The following is a 16335-nucleotide window of genomic DNA, read 5'->3' as shown; positions in this document are numbered from 1 at the left end:
AGTATTGGACTGTGAGCCTTGTAGATCGCCTGCCAGAAGAGATCGATGCCGACCCCGACGCCATCTTCGACGCGTTCGTCGAATGGAACTCCGAACGGGGGCTCACCCTCTATCCGGCGCAGGAGGAGGCGCTGATCGAGGTGGTCTCCGGAAACAACGTGATCCTGTCCACGCCGACGGGGTCGGGAAAGAGCCTGGTCGCCGCCGGAGCGCATTTCACCGCGCTGACCCGGGACGTGCGCACCTTCTACACCGCGCCGATCAAGGCGCTGGTGTCGGAGAAGTTCTTCGACCTGTGCGCCGTCTTCGGCACCGCGAACGTCGGCATGATGACCGGCGACGCGAGCGTCAACCCCGGCGCGCCGATCATCTGCTGCACCGCCGAGATCCTCGCCAACGTCGCGCTGCGTGACGGCGCCGCCGCCGACATCGGCCAGGTCGTGATGGACGAGTTCCACTTCTACTCCGAGGCCGACCGGGGCTGGGCCTGGCAGGTGCCGCTGCTGGAGCTGCCGAACGTCCAGTTCATCCTCATGTCGGCGACGCTGGGCGACGTCACCAGGTTCGAGGAGGACCTGACCCGCCGTACCGGCAGGCCCACCGCCGTCGTCAAGAACGCCGAGCGCCCGGTCCCGCTGGTCTACTCCTACCGGATGACCCCCCTCCACGAGACCCTGGAGGAGATGCTCACCACCAACCAGTATCCGGTCTACGTCGTCCACTTCACCCAGGCCTCGGCCATGGAGCGGGCGCAGGCGCTGATGAGCATCAACATGTCGACCAAGGCCGAGAAGGAGGCGATCTCCGCGATGATCGGCCACTTCCGGTTCACCACCAAGTTCGGCAGGGCCCTGTCCCGTCTCGTACGGCACGGCATCGGCGTCCACCACGCCGGAATGCTCCCGAAATACCGCCGCCTGGTGGAGCGGCTCGCCCAGGCGGGCCTGCTGAAGGTCATCTGCGGCACCGACACGCTGGGCGTCGGCGTCAACGTGCCGATCAGGACCGTGCTGTTCACCGCGCTGTCGAAGTACGACGGCAACAAGGTGCGGCGGCTGCGCGCCCGCGAGTTCCACCAGATCGCCGGCCGGGCCGGGCGGGCGGGCTTCGACACCATCGGCTACGTCGTCTGTCAGGCCCCCGACCACGTCGTCGAGAACGAGAAGGCACTGGCCAAGATCGGTGACGATCCCAAGCGGAGACGCGGCTACGCGCGGAAGAAGCCGCCGGAGGGTTTCGTCGGCTGGAGCGAGGAGACCTTCGAGAAGCTGCAGTCCGCCGAGCCCGAGCCGCTGAACTCCCGTTTCAAGGTCAGCAACGCGATGCTGCTCGCGGTGATCAACCGCCCCGGCGACTGCTTCGCGTCGATGAAGCACCTGCTCACCGACAACCACGAAGATCGGAAGTGGCAGCGGCGGCACATCAGCCAGGCCATCGCGATCTACCGCTCGCTGCTGGCCGGCGGCGTCGTGGAGAAGCTGGACGAGCCCGACGAGCAGGGCCGGATGGCCCGCCTGACCATCGAGTTCCGGGAAGACTTCGCGCTCAACCAGGCGCTGTCCACCTTCGCGCTGGCCACCCTGGAGGTGCTGGACCGGGAGTCGCCGACCTACGCCCTGGACATGGTCTCGATCATCGAGTCCATCCTCGACGACCCCCGCCAGATCCTGTCCGCGCAGCTCAACAAGGCGCGCGGCGAGGCCGTCGCACAGATGAAGGCCGACGGCATCGAATACGAGGAGCGGATGGAGCTCCTCAACGAGGTCACCTATCCGATGCCGCTGGCGGAGCTGCTGCTGGCCGCCTACGAGACCTACCGCCAGGGCCACCCCTGGGTCGGCGACTACACGGTCAGCCCCAAGGGCGTCGTCAGGGACATGTACGAGCGGGCGATGACCTTCGCCGACTACGTCCAGTTCTACGAGCTGGCCAGGTCCGAGGGCACCGTCCTGCGCTATCTCGCCGACGCCTACCGCACCCTGTCGCGGACCATCCCCGACAACCTCAAGACCGAGGACCTGATCGACCTCATCGAGTGGCTCGGCGAGCTGGTCCGCCAGGTCGACTCAAGCCTCCTGGACGAGTGGGAGCAGCTCCAGAACCCGACCGGCGAGCTGGAGGCGCCCTCGCTGGAGGAGACGACCAAGCCGGTCACCGCCAACACCCGCGCGTTCCGCGTGCTGGTCCGCAACGCGATGTTCCGGCTGGTCGAGCTGGCCTCCCTGGAGAAGGAGCAGGAGCTGGCCGAGCTGGCGCCCGACGTGGACTGGGGAGCCGCGCTCGACGCCTACTACGCCGACCACGAGGAGATCGGCACCAGCCCGGACGCCCGCGGCCCCGGCCTGCTCCGCATCCAGGAGGAGACGGAGTTCTGGAGGGTTCGCCAGGTCATCGCCGACCCCGCGGGCGACGGCGACTGGGGCATCGACGCCCAGGTCGACCTGGGCGCCTCCGACGAGGAGGGGCGCGCCATCGTCCACGTCATCGGCCTGAACCGCCTCTGACGAAAGCCGCCGGGCCGACGGGCCTGACGGAAGCCACCGGGTCCGCCGTACCTGACGGAAGCCGCCGGGCCGGCGGGCCTGACGGAGGAGGACCCGTCCCGTCGTCCTGAGCCGCCTCCGGCGAACCGCCGGGTCCGCCGTACCGGCGGACCCGGCAAAATAGAGAGCTTGACGTCCTTCCCACGGCCGAGGCCGGGGCTCCCACCGAAGGAATCCGATGAGCGACGATGCGATCAAACAGGTGCTGGGCCTGCTGTACCAGGAAGACACGCTGCGGGTGCTGGCGGCGTTGGTGTTGAACGGCGTCCCGGAGGGGTCCGGACTGGACGGGGACGCGACCCGACGCGCACTGGACCGGCTCGAACGCGGCGGCCTGATCGTGCGTGAGGACGACGGCCGGTGGCAGGTGCGGCGGGCGCGGTTCCGCGAGCTGCTGCACGCCACGGCCAAACCGGTGCCCTCGGCCTCTCCCGAGGAGAAGGTGCTGCAGTCGTTCCTCGTCGAGGGACGGCTCCGGTCGATTCCCAGCAAGCGTGACAAGCAACTGATCGTGCTGAACTACATCGCCCAGGTCTTCGAGCCGGGCGTCCGTTATTCGGAGAAGGAGGTGAACGTCGCGCTGCGGGCCTTCCACGACGACTACGCGGCGTTGCGCCGCTATCTCGTCGACGACCAGCTGCTGAGCAGGGAGAACAACGTCTACTGGCGCAGCGGCGGCTCGGTCGAGCCCTGAAGGCGGGTGGCCGGCACTCGGATGTGGACGCTGTTGTCGTGATCAACCCTGAGCGAGGGGGCGGATAAGACATACGGCATCAAGCATGTACGCCCCTTCGACCGCCCACGACGGGAAGATCGCCTTGCTGCGCGATTATTTCGCGCCGGAGCATGTGAGCTGAAGGACCGAAGCCGCAAACCGTCGGCTGGGCGTGTTCGACCGCCCCGGCTGCGGCATGGCCTACGTGGACACCTCCCGCAACGGCAGGCGGCGTTTCCGCACCACCCGCTGCGCCAACCGGGTGTACGTCGCCGACCACCGGAGCCGCCACCCGTGACCTCCGTCTGAGATTTTCGGATCAAGTTCCGGGGAGGAGTGACTGCAGCGCCGCGAGGCCGCCGGACTCGACCGGTGACGGTGGTGCGGTCTCCGGCGCGGTGAAGCGGAACGTGGTCGGTGCCATCCCGTAGATCGCGCGGAATCTGCGGGAGAAGTGGTAGGCGTCGGCGAAGCCGCACTGTACGGCGATCGCGTGCATGGACAGGTTGCTCTGCCACAACAGCGGTTCGGCTCTGGCCAGACGCAGCAGCTCGATCGCGGCGACCGGGCCGACGCCGAACCGCCGGCGGAACGTGCGGCACAGCGTGCTCGGCGAGACCTGGGCGGCCGTGGCGAGTCGTCGCATCGGGATCGGCCTCGCCAGCCCGTCGGACCAGTGCTCGCGCACCGCGCGCATCATCGCGACGACCGGTTCCGGCAGGGTCGCCGGTGTGGAGTCCGTCTGCGCGGGACCGGCCAGGAAGATCAGCACCAGCAGGCGGAGCGTTTCGCCGGCTTGGACCTGCCACCCCGGCGGGCACTCGGTACCCAGCCAGAGCAGGTACCGGCACAGGGCACCCATCGGGTCGTGCCGGCCTGTCAGGTCCCGCACCAGCGGCCAGTCGGCTTGCGCATGACCGGTGAGCGTGAAGTGCACGTACGCGTGCCGGGTCGGGGTACGGGTGTCCCAGCGGAACGAGTCGCGCATTCCCGGCTGGACGAGTAGCAGCTTTCCCGGGGTCAGCGGTAGCAGGACGTCGTCCCACAGCCAGGTGGCGCTGCCCCGAAGGAGCCAGACGAACTGGTACGACCTGGCGTCCCGCGGACCGAAGGCCGAGCCCGGCGGGTAGTCCGCGACGGTGGGCCCGAGGCGGGGCACCAGGTCGACGGAGATCATCTGTCAGCCGTCATCTGTCACAGCCGCCGTCCCGGTTCGGGCGAACCCGTGGTCGGCGCACCTCCTGGAGACCTTTGTACTCGTACGGGTCGGTGCCGGCAACGAGGACGATGTCTCGGTAGTCCGCCTGCGCCATGTTCGTCCCCTCCGGCGGGGCATCCCACGGCAGCAGCGACTCCGCGCTCATGTAGTGGTTGACCAGCGCCCGCCGGTAGCCGTGCCCGCCGGTGTTGGGCATCGACTTGTGCAGCAGGTAGCCGTTGAACACGAGCACCGAGCCGGCCGTGATCTCGACGGGCACCGCGTCGGAGTCGTCGAACGGGAAGCCGTAGGACTCCACCGTGCAGTCGTAGCGCGGGTCGTCGTGCTCGCGGTTCGGGTAGAGCACGCCGGACCGGTGCGATCCCGGCAGCACCCAGAGGCAGCCGTTCTCGATGGTGGCGTCGTCGAGCGCGAGCCACGCCGCCGCGAGCGAGCGATCCCGGGTCGGGATGAACATCTCGTCCTGGTGCCAGGCCTGCCCCGGCTCTCCCTCGGACTTGATGAACAGCATCGACTGCATCGCCTTGATGTTCGGGCCGATCAGCGAGGTGAGAGCCGAAATGATCGCCGAATGGCGCATCGTGGCGAGCATCAAGCCGGAGAGCTTGTGCGGGTAGTGGATGCACAGGAACCTGCGCAGCACGTCGTCGTCGGTGTCGGCGGATCCGGCGGAGAGAGCGCCATGGATGTCGCCGAGTTCGCCGCGGCAGATGCGAACGGCCTCTTCGACCAGCCTATCGACCTCGCCGGGGTCAAAGGCGTGCTCAAGGACAAGATAGCCGTCGCGCTCGTACCGGGCCTTCAGATCAGTGTTCGTCACCGTTCAATCGTGGTCTTCGCGGCCGCGTTCCGGCCATGGTGCGAGCACGCACCTGGATGGCGAATCCGGTCATCTGTTGACTCTCCCCGAAATCAGTGGTTAACATTTCGCCCCATCTTCTAATACGTATTAATAGGAGTTGATGTGGCTCCTCCCCCACGACAACGTCGGGCAACCCAGGTGGACATCGCCAAGCGCACCGGTGTCTCGCAGGCGACCGTGTCGCTCGTCCTCAGCGGCGGCGCGGTCAGTGACCAGATCACCGAGTCGACGCGGCAGGCGGTCCTCGCGGCGGCCTCCGAGCTGGGCTACTCGGCCAACGTCGCCGCCCGCAGCCTCAAGGGCGGCCGCAACCACCTGCTGGGCCTGTACACGTTCGAGCCCGTCTTCCCGACCGACCAGCGCGACTTCTACTTCCCGTTCCTGATGGGCGTCGAGGAGGAGACCGCACGGCAGGGCTACGACCTGCTGCTGTTCAGCTCGGTCGGCTCGGGAGACCGGGCGATATACACCGGCGGGGTGAACCGCCTGAAGCTCGCCGACGGCTGTGTGCTGCTTGGTCGCAACGTGCGACGCGAGGAGTTGGCCGAGCTGGTCCAGGAGGACTTCCCGTTCGTCTTCATCGGCCGCCGCGAGCTCGAGGGCGTCGAGCTGTCCTACGTCGGGGCCGACTACGTGACGGCCACCAGCGACCTCGTCGCGGAGCTGATTCGCCTGGGGCACCGGCGAATCCTCTACTTACGCGCGGTCGAGGACACCGAGCCCACCCGCGACCGCGAAGCGGGTTACCGGCGGGGCCTTGCCACGGCCGGGGTCGCGGTGGACGAGTCGCTGATCCGCGAGCTCGCCGACCCCGCCGATCTGTCGCCCGAGTTCGTCGAGCACTGGACAGGCACGGCCGGCGTCACCACGATCCTCGTCGAGCCGAGCGAGGACAACCGGCTGACCACCGCCCTGGATGTGACCAGCGCGGCGGCCAGGGTCCGCTTCCCCGGCGAATGCTCGATCGCGTTGCTCGGTGACCCGCCGTCGTGGACTCCGGAACTGCGGGACTGGACCCGCTTCTCCCTGCCCCGTGCGGAGATGGGCCGCGTGGCCGTGCAGATCCTGGTCGACCTGCTCAGCGATCCGCACAGCGCTCCCCAGCAGGTCACCGTGCCGTGCAGCTTCGTGCCCGGCGATTCCATCGGTCCCGCTCCCGACCGGATGTGGTCGCGGTGACCCGCATGGTGGTGCGCCGCCTGCTGATCGGCGTGTTCGTGATGTGGGGCGCGGCATCGGTCATCTTCGTCATCGTGCGCGCCGCGCCGGGCGACCCTGCGGCGGTGTTCCTCGGGCCGGACGCGAGCAAGGAGCAGATCGACCGGCTCACCGCGGCGCTCGGACTGAACCGGCCGCTGTACGAGCAGTACTTCGGCTACCTCGGCGACGTGCTGCGGTTGGACTTCGGCCAGTCCTACCGGCTCGGCCGCCCGGCGATGGACGCGGTGCTTGAGCGGCTGCCCGCGACGATCGACCTCACGCTCACCGCGACGGTCATCGCCGTCGTCGTCGGTCTTGTACTCGGGCTCATCGCGGGCAGCCGGTCCGGCGGCGTGGTGGACCGGGTGGTGTCCGCGGCGACGATCGCGCTGCAGTCCTTCCCCACGTTCTGGGTGGGGATCATGCTGGTCCTGACCTTCGCGCTCGGCCTGCGGCTGCTGCCGAGCGCCGGGGTCGGCACACCCGCACATCTGGTGCTGCCGGCGGTGACGCTGGCCTTCCCCTTCACCGCCATCGTCGCCCGCCTCACCAGAAGCAGTGTCACGGAGGCGATGCGCGAGCCGTACGTCCAGACGGCACGGTCCAAGGGGCTCACCGAGCGACAGGTCCTGCTGGGACACGCGCTGCGCAACTCGCTCATCCCAGTCGTGACGATCGTCGGGTTGCAGATGGGCGCGCTCATGGGCGGCGCGGTGATCGTGGAGAACGTCTTCGCCTGGCCGGGGCTCGGCTCACTGGTCGTCGACGCGGTCGCCAACCGCGACTACGCCGTGGTGCAGGCGGTGACCCTGCTGATCGCCGGCATCGTCATGGTGCTCAACATCGTCGCCGACGTGTTCTACACCCGGCTGGACCCGCGCATCCGTACGGAGGCCGGGTCATGAGCGAGCTTGCGAGCGAATCATGGACACAGGCCGACCGGGAGAGGCCTCACCGAACCCGCGAGGGGATGTCATGAGCCGGGCCGCGACCCTGCCCCGACAGGTCGCGACGCGCCGGCGCTGGGGTGCGCCGGCCCGCGTGCCGTACGTGGTGATCGCGATGTACGTGCTGGTGGCGGTGATCGGGCCGCTCGTCATCGATTACGACCCGGTGCACACCCCGTTGCCCGACCGCCTGCTCGCCCCTGGCGCGCAGACCGTGTCCGGCGGCGTCGCCTGGCTCGGCACCGACGCGCTCGGCCGGGACATCCTCGCGCAGATCGTCTACGGCGCCCGCACGTCACTGTCGATCGGGCTCGCGACGGTGCTGGTCGCATGCCTGGTCGGGGTCGGGATCGGCATCGTCGCCGGCTATGCCCGCGGCTGGCTGGACGCGGTGCTGGCCCGGATCATCGACGTACTGCAGGCGTTCCCTGCGATCCTCCTCGCGATCGTGATCGCCGGCGTGTTCGCCCGCAGTGTCCTGGTGGTGGTCCTCGCGCTGTCGGTGACGGCCTGGATCTCCTTCGCCAGAGTCACCCGCGGCGTCGCGCTGTCGCTGCGCGAGCGGGCGTGGGTCGACGCGGCTCGGGTGATGGGCGTGCCGATCTGGTCGATCATCGTCCGGCACGTGCTGCCCTTTACCCTCGGCCCGGTCGTCGCGCTGGCCACGCTCGAGTTCGCCCTCGTCGTGCTGGCCGAGGCAGGCCTGAGCTTCCTCGGCATCGGACTGCCATCCACGACCGTTTCGTGGGGACAGACCATCGCGAACGGCCAGCAGTATCTGGAGACCGCCTGGTGGATCTCGACGCTGCCGGGCATCGCGTTGTCCCTGCTGATCATAAACATCGGCATTCTCGGCGACCAGCTCACCGCTCGTTACGGGCACCGTCGCCGCCGGACCTGACCCCCTTTTCCTGACGGGAGAACTCAATGATCGAGTTCCGTAAGAGAACGGCGATCGCGGCCGTGGCCATTCTGCTGCTGACCGGCTGCTCCACGACCACCGGCGGTGGCGGCGACCCCGCCCAGCAGAAGCTGACGGCCGCGGGTACCTATCCGATCGAGAGCCTCGACCCGCATGGGGCTCAGGGCGCGACGACCGGAACGCAGCTTGCCGCACAGGCGATCTTCGGCCGGCTCGTGCGGCCGGTCGCCGACGGCAAGGTCGCCGGCGATCTCGCCGAGAAGTGGGAGCCCGGCGCCACCGCGGCGGAGTGGACGTTCCACCTTCGCCGCGGCGTCACGTTCTCCGACGGCAAGCCGGTGACCGCCCGCGATGTGGTCGCCTCGTTCGACCGGATGATGACGTTGGACGGCCCGAACGCCGCCAACTTCCCCGATTACAAGATGACCGCGCCGGCCGACAACGAGGTCACGCTGACCGCGCCGGTCCCGGACGCGTCGATCCCGCGCAAGCTCGGCCTGTTCTACGTCATCCCGGGCAGTGTCAAGACCGACGACACCGCGTTCTTCGAGCATCCGGTCGGCTCCGGCCCGTTCACCGTGGGCCGGTTCGCGCCGAGCGAGGTGCTGGCGCTGGCCCCGAACAAGAAGTACTGGGGCGGCGTACCGGGGCTCGACAACCTGGAGATCCGCAACATCCCAGACCTCTCGGCGCGGTTGACCGCACTGCGCACCGGAGAGGTGGACGTCGTCTGGGGTATCCCGGACGACCAGCTGTCCGTGCTGCGCGATGCGGACAACGTGACCGTCAAGACGGTGCCGAGCACCGCGGTGTTCACGATGTGGTTCAACTCCTCGATTCCCGCGCTGAAGACCCCGCAGGTGCGCCGCGCCCTGTGGCAGGCGGTCGACTTCTCCACGATCATCAAGAACCTGTATCCGGAGACCGGCGCTCTGGCCGATGCCCCGGTGGCGCCCTCGGTGCTCGGCTACGTGAAGCAGAAGCCGGGCGGCTACGATCCGCAGGCCGCGAAGGCCGCGTTGCAGGCCGCCGATTTCGACTTCGACGGCAAGCTGCGGCTGCAGTTCTCCGACGCCGAGTTCCGTCCGTTCGTCCAGGCGGTGGCGTCCGGGCTCGCCGAGATCGGCGTGAAGGTGGACGTACTGGAGAAGGAGAAGGCAGTCTTCACCAAGGACCTGCTCGCCCTCAACTGGGACATCAACTTCCAACAGCTCGCGACGCCGACCTACGACGCGGCGAGCAACCTCGGCCGGCTCTACCCGTGCGCGGCGGGCCGCACCGGGTACTGCAACACGGAGCTGGACACGCTGCTCGCCAAGGCGGGCGCGAGCGCCGACGAGGCCGAGCGCGCCGATCTCTACGGCCAGGCCAGCGAGATCATCTGGCAGGACGCGGTCGGTATGTACCCGATGACGGTGAACCTCGCCTACGCCTGGAACACGAGAATCGACGGGTTCACGCCGGAACCGAGCGGGCTGCCTGACTTCTCCGGTGTCCGGCTCGTCGGCGCGCGATGAGCGGCCGGGTGACAGTGCAGCGGCCTCAGGAGGCCGGCACGGCGAACCCGGTGCCGGACGGCCCTCTGCTGCGAATCGACGGGCTGGTCGTCGACCTGCCCACTCCGGACGGCGGCGCCGAGGACGCGATCCGCATCGTGGACGGCGTGTCGTTCGACGTGCTCGCGGGCACCACGGTCGGCCTGATCGGCGAGTCGGGCAGCGGCAAGACGATGACCGCACTCGCGGTGATCGGTCTGCTACCCGACGGCGCCACGACCGGCGGCGAGTTGCTGTGGCGTGGGGAGGACCTGCTGCGGTCCGGCCCCGACCGGCGGCGGCGGGTCCGGGGCCACGAGATATCGATGATCTTCCAGGACCCACTCGCCGCGCTGAACCCGAGCCTGACCATCGGCCGGCAGGTGGGCGAGATCCTGCGGCGGGACGGGCGGCCACGTGCCGAGGTACGGCGCGCGGTGGTCGACCTACTCGACCGGGCCGGGGTGCCGGAGCCGGCGCGGCGGATGGACAGCTATCCCCACCAGTTCTCCGGCGGACTGCGGCAGCGCGCCATGATCGCCCTCGCCCTGGCCGGCAGCCCCTCACTGCTGCTCGCCGACGAGCCGACCACCGCGCTCGACGTCACCGTTCAGGCCAGGATCCTGCGCCTGCTCCGCTCGATCCAGCAGGAGCAGGGATTGGCGATGCTGCTGGTCAGCCACGACCTCCGGGTGGTCGCACACGTCGCCGACCAGGTGGTGGTCATGTACGCCGGACGCGTCGCCGAGCGCGGGCCGGCCGGCGCCGCACTGCGGCGCCCGGCACATCCCTACACGCGGGCACTGGTGGCGAGCGTGCCGGCGGTGCGCACCCGCACCGCGCTCGCCGACCCGCTTCCCGGAACGCCCGCGACGCCCGCCAACCGGCCGTTCGCGTGCGCGTTCCATCCGCGGTGCCCGCTCGCCCGGGACCGGTGTCGCGTCGAGGTGCCGGCGGTTCGCGAGGTCGCTCCGGGCCGATGGAGCGCCTGTCACTTCGCCGAGGAGGTGCTCGACCGATGAGCGACATGCTTGAGGTGTCCGACCTGCGGGTCACCTTCGGTGGCCGTGGCCGTGGCCGGCGCCGTCGGGGCGGTCTGGTCGCCGTCGACGGGGTGAGCCTGCGGGTCGCGCCGGAGGAGACCCTCGCGGTGGTGGGCGAGTCCGGCTCCGGGAAGACCACGGTCGCCCGCTGTGTGGTCGGGCTGCAGCGGCCGGATTCCGGGTCGGTGACCTTCGACGGACGACCACTCGGCCCGGCCGGACGGCGCCCGCCCGAGTTGCAGCGCGCGATCCAGATGGTCTTCCAGGACCCACGCTCGTCGCTCAACCCGCGGATGTCCGTGGCCGCGCTCATCGGCGAGGCCTGGCGAACGCATCCGGCCTCGGCACCACCGGGCGACCGGGCCGAGGCGCTGCACCGGGTGCTGGCCGACGTCGGTCTTGACGGCGACGTGGCCGAACGACGCGCCGGAGACCTGTCCGGCGGCCAGTGCCAGCGGGTCAGCATCGCCCGCGCGCTCGCGGTCGGGCCACGGCTGCTGGTGTGCGACGAGGCGGTCTCGGCTCTCGACGTGTCCGTGCAGGCGCAGATCCTGCGGCTGCTCGTGGACCTGCGGCGCAGCCACCGGCTCGCGCTGCTGTTCATCTCGCACGACCTGGGCGTGGTCCACCAGATCGCCGACCGGGTCGCTGTGATGCGGCACGGCGTCGTCGTCGAGGAAGGCCCCGCCGGCGAGGTGCTCGGCGCACCCCGCCACGAGTACACCCAAACCCTGCTGGACGCCGCGCTCGACCTGGGAGTTGAGGCATGACCGTAGGCTGGAACACCTGGGACGTCACGACCCACACCGGCATGGTCCACCTGCCGTCCGGACTGCGGATCCGGTTCGGCGTGCCCGGCGCCCCCCTCGACGGGTTCACCTGGCGCGACGGGCTGGTCCGGCTCGGGCACCACACCGTCGACGGGAGCTACGCGGAGGTCACTGTCGAGGCGGGCGGCGGCCAGCTGCACCTGGTCATGGCCGGCGGACCCACCGATGCGCTGTACGTCCGGGCCAAGGGAACCGCGGGTGTGCTCGTGGTCCTCGACGGGTGGCGTGGCACCGACGTAGCCGCCGACGGCGGACTCGTGCGGGTCGGCGGTGAGCTCTGGCGGGTCGACGGTTCGGTACCGGCGGAAGGCCTGGTGCTGGAGTTCGCCGACGAGGTCGACCTGTACGTGGCCCCGGAGGGCGTGCCCGGCGGTGCCCACGACGTCGCCGCCGTGCTGGACCGTAGGCGGGCCGAGGCCGAACGCACCGCGCCGCGGTCGAGCGGCTGGCTCGGCGACGCCGCCGCGGCCGCGACCCGCGCCGTCACCTGGAACACGATCTACGCGCCGGATCTCGGCCGGGTGCTCACGCCGACCTCCCGGGACTTCGTGTCCGCGCAGCGTAAGGGTTTCTACGGCAGCTGGGCGCTGCACGCGTGGGACACGTTCTTCACCGGGCTGGTCGCCGGCACCGTCGACCGCGACTACGCCCGCGGGATCTTCGGCCAGATCCTGCCCTTCGCCGACGCGACGGGCATGATCCCGAACCGGGTGTCCGACGACAAGGGCACCACCGCTGACCGGTCACAACCCCCGGTGGGGGCGCTGACCGTCCACAAGGCCTACCTCGCGAGTGGACTGTCGGACGACACCCGAGACCGGGCGCTGCTCACCGACACGTTCCCGGCGCTGCTGGCCTGGCACGACTGGTGGCTTCGCGTGCGCCGCGGCCCACACGGCCTGCTCGCCTGGGGCTCTGACCCCGTTCCCGGCGACCCCGAGTCGGCGACCCTGGACCGGACGAAACGGGAGTCCGGCCTGGACGACTCTCCGATGTACGACGACGTGGCCTACGACCCGGACACGCACACGATGAACCTCGCCGACGTCGGGCTCGTCGCGTTGCACATCGCAGACGCCGACGCGCTCGCCGAGATCGCCGACACGCTGGGCGAACCCGAGGTGGCGCAACGGTTGCGTGCCGAGGCGACGGCGGCGCGAGCGGCCGCGAACCCGCTGCTGTGGGACGCCGACCGAGGCGGCTACCGGAACCTGCGGGCCGACGGGAAGCACGACCTGCACGTCTCGCCGACCATGCTGTACCCGCTGCTGGCCGGGATGCCGGACCCCGAGCGGGCCGCCGCCCTCGTTGCCCGGCTGCTGCGGCCGGAGACACTCGGCGGCGACCCGCCACTGCCGAGCGCCGCCCGCGACGATCCCGGCTACGCGGCGACCTACTGGCGCGGACGCATCTGGGCACCGATGGCGTTCCTCGCGATCGAGGGCCTGCGCCGCTACGAGCTCACCGAGGCCGGCCGCCCAATGGTTTCCGCGCTGTTGCGGCTGTTCCTGTCCGAATGGGACATGCACAGCCACGTCCGCGAGAACTACCCGGCCACCTCCGGCGAGGACGTGCGGGCGCTTCAGGCGCGCTCCGACGGGCTAATGGCCTGGGGCGGCCTGCTCGCCTACCTCGCGTTCGGCGAGCTCGCCGACGCCCAGCGGGACGGCTGGCGGTTCGCCCACCCCGGAGAGGCCGCCGAACTGGCCAACCTGCCGCTCGGCGACGGCCGGCTTGCCGTGGTCGCCGGCGACCGGCTGACCGTGACGCTGGACGGGCACCCGCTGCTCAACGCCGCACCGGACGTCGTGGTCACCGCCTACCGGCGCACCGCCGACGAGGTCACCGGGATCGCCCGCGGCAACGGCGATCTCTACGTCAGCCCACCGGGAGCCGGTGACCCGGTTCGGGTGCCGGTCACCGAGGAACCGAAACGCTTCCGGTTGTACCAGAACGAAAAACACGACAACGATGGGGGAATATCCGCGTGACAAGGGAATCCGAGACGACGACCGACATCCTCGTCGCCGGCGGCGGGCTCGGCGGGGTCGCCGCCACGCTGGCCGCACTGCGCCGAGGCCGGTCCGTGGTCCTTGTCGAGGAGACCGACTGGATCGGCGGCCAGCTCACCAGCCAGGGAGTACCACCGGACGAGCACACCTGGATCGAGCAGTTCGGGTGCACCCGCAGCTACCGCGGGCTGCGCAACGCGATCCGGGACCACTACCGGACGTGGTACCCGCTGACCGACGAGGCACGCGCCCGTCCGGACCTCAACCCCGGCGAGGGGCGGGTCTCAAGGCTGTGCCACGAGCCCAAGGTCGCCGCCGCCGTGCTCGACGCCATGGTCGCGCCGTACGTGTCGGCCGGTCGGCTGCGCATCCTGTACGGTCACAAGGTTCTCGGCGCGGCCGTGAACGGCGACCGGGTCACCGCCGTCACCGTCGAGGGAGCCGACGGGCACCGGCTCGACGTGACCGCTCAGTACGTTGTGGACGCCACCGAGCTCGGCGACCTGCTGCCGCTCACCGGCGCCGAGCACGTCACCGGCTTCGAGTCCCGGCACGACACCGGCGAGCCGAGCGCCCCCGAGAAGGCCCAGCCGGCGAACATGCAGGCGTTCTCGTGGGTGTTCGCGGTCGACCACCGGGCCGGGGAGAACCACACGATCGACCCCCCCGCCGGCTACTCGGACTGGGTGCGCTACCAACCGCCGAAGTGGCCGAACCCGTTGCTCAGCCTGAGCGCGCCCGACCCGAGGACGCTCGAGAACGTGCGGCGCGAGTTCATCCCGAACGCCGCGTCCGGTCCGGTCGTCGCCGACCAGCGCGCGGATCCCGGCGACAAGGAGCTGTGGGCGTTCCGCAGGGTGTTGTCCCGCAACGTGTTTCGGCCGGGGTTCGCCGACAGCGATGTGACCATCGTGAACTGGCCGATGATCGACTATCTGCCCGGCCCGCTGATCGGAGTGAGCGACGAGGAACGGGACAAGCACTTGGCCGGTGCCCGCGAGCTGAGCATGAGCATGCTCTACTGGCTGCAGACCGAGGCGCCACGCCAGGACGGCGGTACCGGCTGGCCGGGACTCCGGTTACGCGGCGACGTGATGGGCACTGCCGACGGGCTGGCCAAAGCACCCTACATCCGGGAGTCCCGGCGAATCACCGCCCGCTATCGGATCGTCGAGCAGGATCTGTCTATGTCGGTGCGCGGCGAGGCCGGCGCGGTGAGCTACCCCGACTCGGTCGGGATCGGCATGTACCGCATCGACCTGCATCCCTCGACCGGCGGCGACACCTACATCGACGTCGCCAGCTCTCCCTTCCAGATCCCGCTCGGCGCGCTGCTCCCGGTCCGACTGCGCAACCTGTTGCCGGCGGCCAAGAACATCGGCACCACCCACATCACCAACGGCTGCTATCGCCTGCATCCGGTGGAGTGGAACATCGGCGAGGTGGCCGGCGCGCTTGCCGCACACTGCCTCGAACACGGGCTGGAGCCCGAGCAGGTGCACGCCGACGGCGCGCGGCTGCGGGCGTTCCAGGGTGAGCTGGCCACCGACGGCGTCGAGCTCGCCTGGCCCGAGATCAAGGGGTACTGATGCCGACCGACGGCCGGCGGCTCCTCAGCGGCGTGATGATCCCGCTCGTCACCCCGATGAGCGAGCCGGGAACGCCGTCCGCCGCGGCGGCGACGGGACTGCTCCACGCGCTCGCCGCGGCGGATGCGCGCAGCCTGATGTTGTTCGGCAGCAACGGCGAGGGTCCGCTGCTGCCGGTCTCCGCGCTCGCCGAGTTCGCCGAACAGGTGGCGAGGCAGTGGCGCGAGCTCACCGGCGGGCCGGTGTTGTGCAACGTCACCGCGGCCGGCACCGCGGAGGCGCTCGATCGCGCGGCGGCGGTCGCGGCGGCCCGGCCCGACGCACTCGTGCTCAGCCCGCCCATCTACTTCCGGCACCGCGACGACGAGATCGCCGCTCACTACGCGGCCCTGGCCGGTCTCGGTGTTCCTGTGGTCGCCTATAACGCTCCGCGCTACAGCAACCCGCTCGGCCCGGCGCTGATCGACCGGCTGGTGGCGATGCCGCACGTGGTCGGCATCAAGGACAGCTCCGGCGACCTGGAACTGCTGGGCCACATCGTCTCCGCCGCCAGGCGCCGGCCCGACTTCGGCGTGAGCCAGGGGGCGGAGACCCAGCTGCTCTCGGCACTGCGGCTCGGTCTCGACGGCATCGTCCCGGGCATCGCGAACCTGGCACCCCGGCTGGCCGTTGAGCTCGTCGCCGCCCACGAAACCGGGCGAGACGCCGACGCCGAGGACGCGCAGCGGGTGATCGACCGGCTGCTCGCACTGCACTCCGTGCGGCCGGGAGTGCCCGCGATCAAGGCGGTGCTCGACGACCGCGGGCTGTGCCCACCGCACGTGGCCGCGCCACTCCTGCCGTGCACCGAGACCGAACGGCACGACCTGATCGCCCTGCTCACCAACGACGAAGCGTATCTCTTACCCCGGAGGTAGA

The 16335-nt window shown here is 70.1% G+C and carries 14 protein-coding genes; 12 read left to right on the top strand and 2 right to left on the bottom strand.

The window, feature by feature from the left end:
- The first annotated feature begins 11 nt into the window (after window positions 1-11).
- The 3 genes from J2853_RS04885 (at window position 12) to J2853_RS04875 (ending at window position 3556) form a co-directional block, all read left to right on the top strand.
- Entirely contained in the window at window positions 12-2504 is a 2493-nt protein-coding gene (locus J2853_RS04885; protein WP_307555380.1) for a DEAD/DEAH box helicase, read from the top strand.
- A 217-nt stretch (window positions 2505-2721) separates the two neighbouring features.
- A complete protein-coding gene (locus tag J2853_RS04880) occupies window positions 2722-3237 on the top strand; it encodes a DUF2087 domain-containing protein (RefSeq protein WP_307555378.1) in 516 nt (171 codons plus the stop codon).
- 193 nt (window positions 3238-3430) lie between these two features.
- On the top strand, window positions 3431-3556 hold the full coding sequence (locus J2853_RS04875) for a CGNR zinc finger domain-containing protein (RefSeq protein ID WP_307555376.1): 126 nt from the start codon (window positions 3431-3433) through the stop codon (window positions 3554-3556).
- A 21-nt stretch (window positions 3557-3577) separates the two neighbouring features.
- Here the strand turns inward: J2853_RS04875 and J2853_RS04870 are convergent, their stop codons facing one another.
- Window positions 3578-4435 (bottom strand): AraC family transcriptional regulator, encoded by an 858-nt coding sequence (locus J2853_RS04870; RefSeq protein WP_307555374.1) that lies wholly within the window; start codon window positions 4433-4435, stop codon window positions 3578-3580.
- Window positions 4436-4445: 10 nt separating this feature from the next.
- Window positions 4446-5297, bottom strand: coding sequence for a phytanoyl-CoA dioxygenase family protein (locus J2853_RS04865; protein ID WP_307555372.1), 852 nt, complete (start codon window positions 5295-5297; stop codon window positions 4446-4448).
- 180 nt (window positions 5298-5477) lie between these two features.
- Between J2853_RS04865 and J2853_RS04860 the strand changes: the two genes are divergently transcribed.
- The 9 genes from J2853_RS04860 (at window position 5478) to J2853_RS04820 (ending at window position 16334) form a co-directional block, all read left to right on the top strand.
- The gene (locus tag J2853_RS04860) at window positions 5478-6518 is read left to right on the top strand and encodes a LacI family DNA-binding transcriptional regulator (protein ID WP_307555369.1); all 1041 of its coding nucleotides are present in this window, start codon (window positions 5478-5480) and stop codon (window positions 6516-6518) included.
- A gap of 5 nt (window positions 6519-6523) precedes the next feature.
- Window positions 6524-7444, top strand: a complete 921-nt coding sequence (locus tag J2853_RS04855; protein ID WP_307568601.1) for an ABC transporter permease — start codon at window positions 6524-6526, stop codon at window positions 7442-7444.
- A 70-nt stretch (window positions 7445-7514) separates the two neighbouring features.
- Window positions 7515-8387 carry an ABC transporter permease gene (locus tag J2853_RS04850; RefSeq protein WP_307555367.1) on the top strand — a complete coding sequence of 291 codons (873 nt, stop codon included), beginning with the start codon at window positions 7515-7517 and terminating at the stop codon, window positions 8385-8387.
- A 26-nt stretch (window positions 8388-8413) separates the two neighbouring features.
- Window positions 8414-9925 (top strand): ABC transporter substrate-binding protein, encoded by a 1512-nt coding sequence (locus J2853_RS04845; protein WP_307555365.1) that lies wholly within the window; start codon window positions 8414-8416, stop codon window positions 9923-9925.
- Between the two features lie 8 nt (window positions 9926-9933).
- Window positions 9934-10965, top strand: a complete 1032-nt coding sequence (locus tag J2853_RS04840; RefSeq protein WP_307555363.1) for an ABC transporter ATP-binding protein — start codon at window positions 9934-9936, stop codon at window positions 10963-10965.
- Window positions 10962-11756, top strand: coding sequence for an ABC transporter ATP-binding protein (locus J2853_RS04835; protein ID WP_307555361.1), 795 nt, complete (start codon window positions 10962-10964; stop codon window positions 11754-11756). Before J2853_RS04840 ends, J2853_RS04835 begins: the two co-directional genes overlap by 4 nt.
- Window positions 11753-13807 (top strand): MGH1-like glycoside hydrolase domain-containing protein, encoded by a 2055-nt coding sequence (locus J2853_RS04830; protein WP_307555359.1) that lies wholly within the window; start codon window positions 11753-11755, stop codon window positions 13805-13807. The genes J2853_RS04835 and J2853_RS04830 overlap by 4 nt, the downstream gene beginning before the upstream one ends.
- The gene (locus J2853_RS04825) at window positions 13804-15417 is read left to right on the top strand and encodes an FAD-dependent oxidoreductase (RefSeq protein ID WP_307555357.1); all 1614 of its coding nucleotides are present in this window, start codon (window positions 13804-13806) and stop codon (window positions 15415-15417) included. Before J2853_RS04830 ends, J2853_RS04825 begins: the two co-directional genes overlap by 4 nt.
- Window positions 15417-16334, top strand: a complete 918-nt coding sequence (locus tag J2853_RS04820; protein WP_307555355.1) for a dihydrodipicolinate synthase family protein — start codon at window positions 15417-15419, stop codon at window positions 16332-16334. Before J2853_RS04825 ends, J2853_RS04820 begins: the two co-directional genes overlap by 1 nt.
- The last annotated feature ends 1 nt before the right edge of the window (window position 16335 follow it).

Origin of the sequence: Streptosporangium lutulentum (assembly GCF_030811455.1) — a bacterium.
GTDB lineage: Bacteria > Actinomycetota > Actinomycetes > Streptosporangiales > Streptosporangiaceae > Streptosporangium > Streptosporangium lutulentum.
This window is presented reverse-complemented; position numbering and strand designations above follow the sequence as displayed.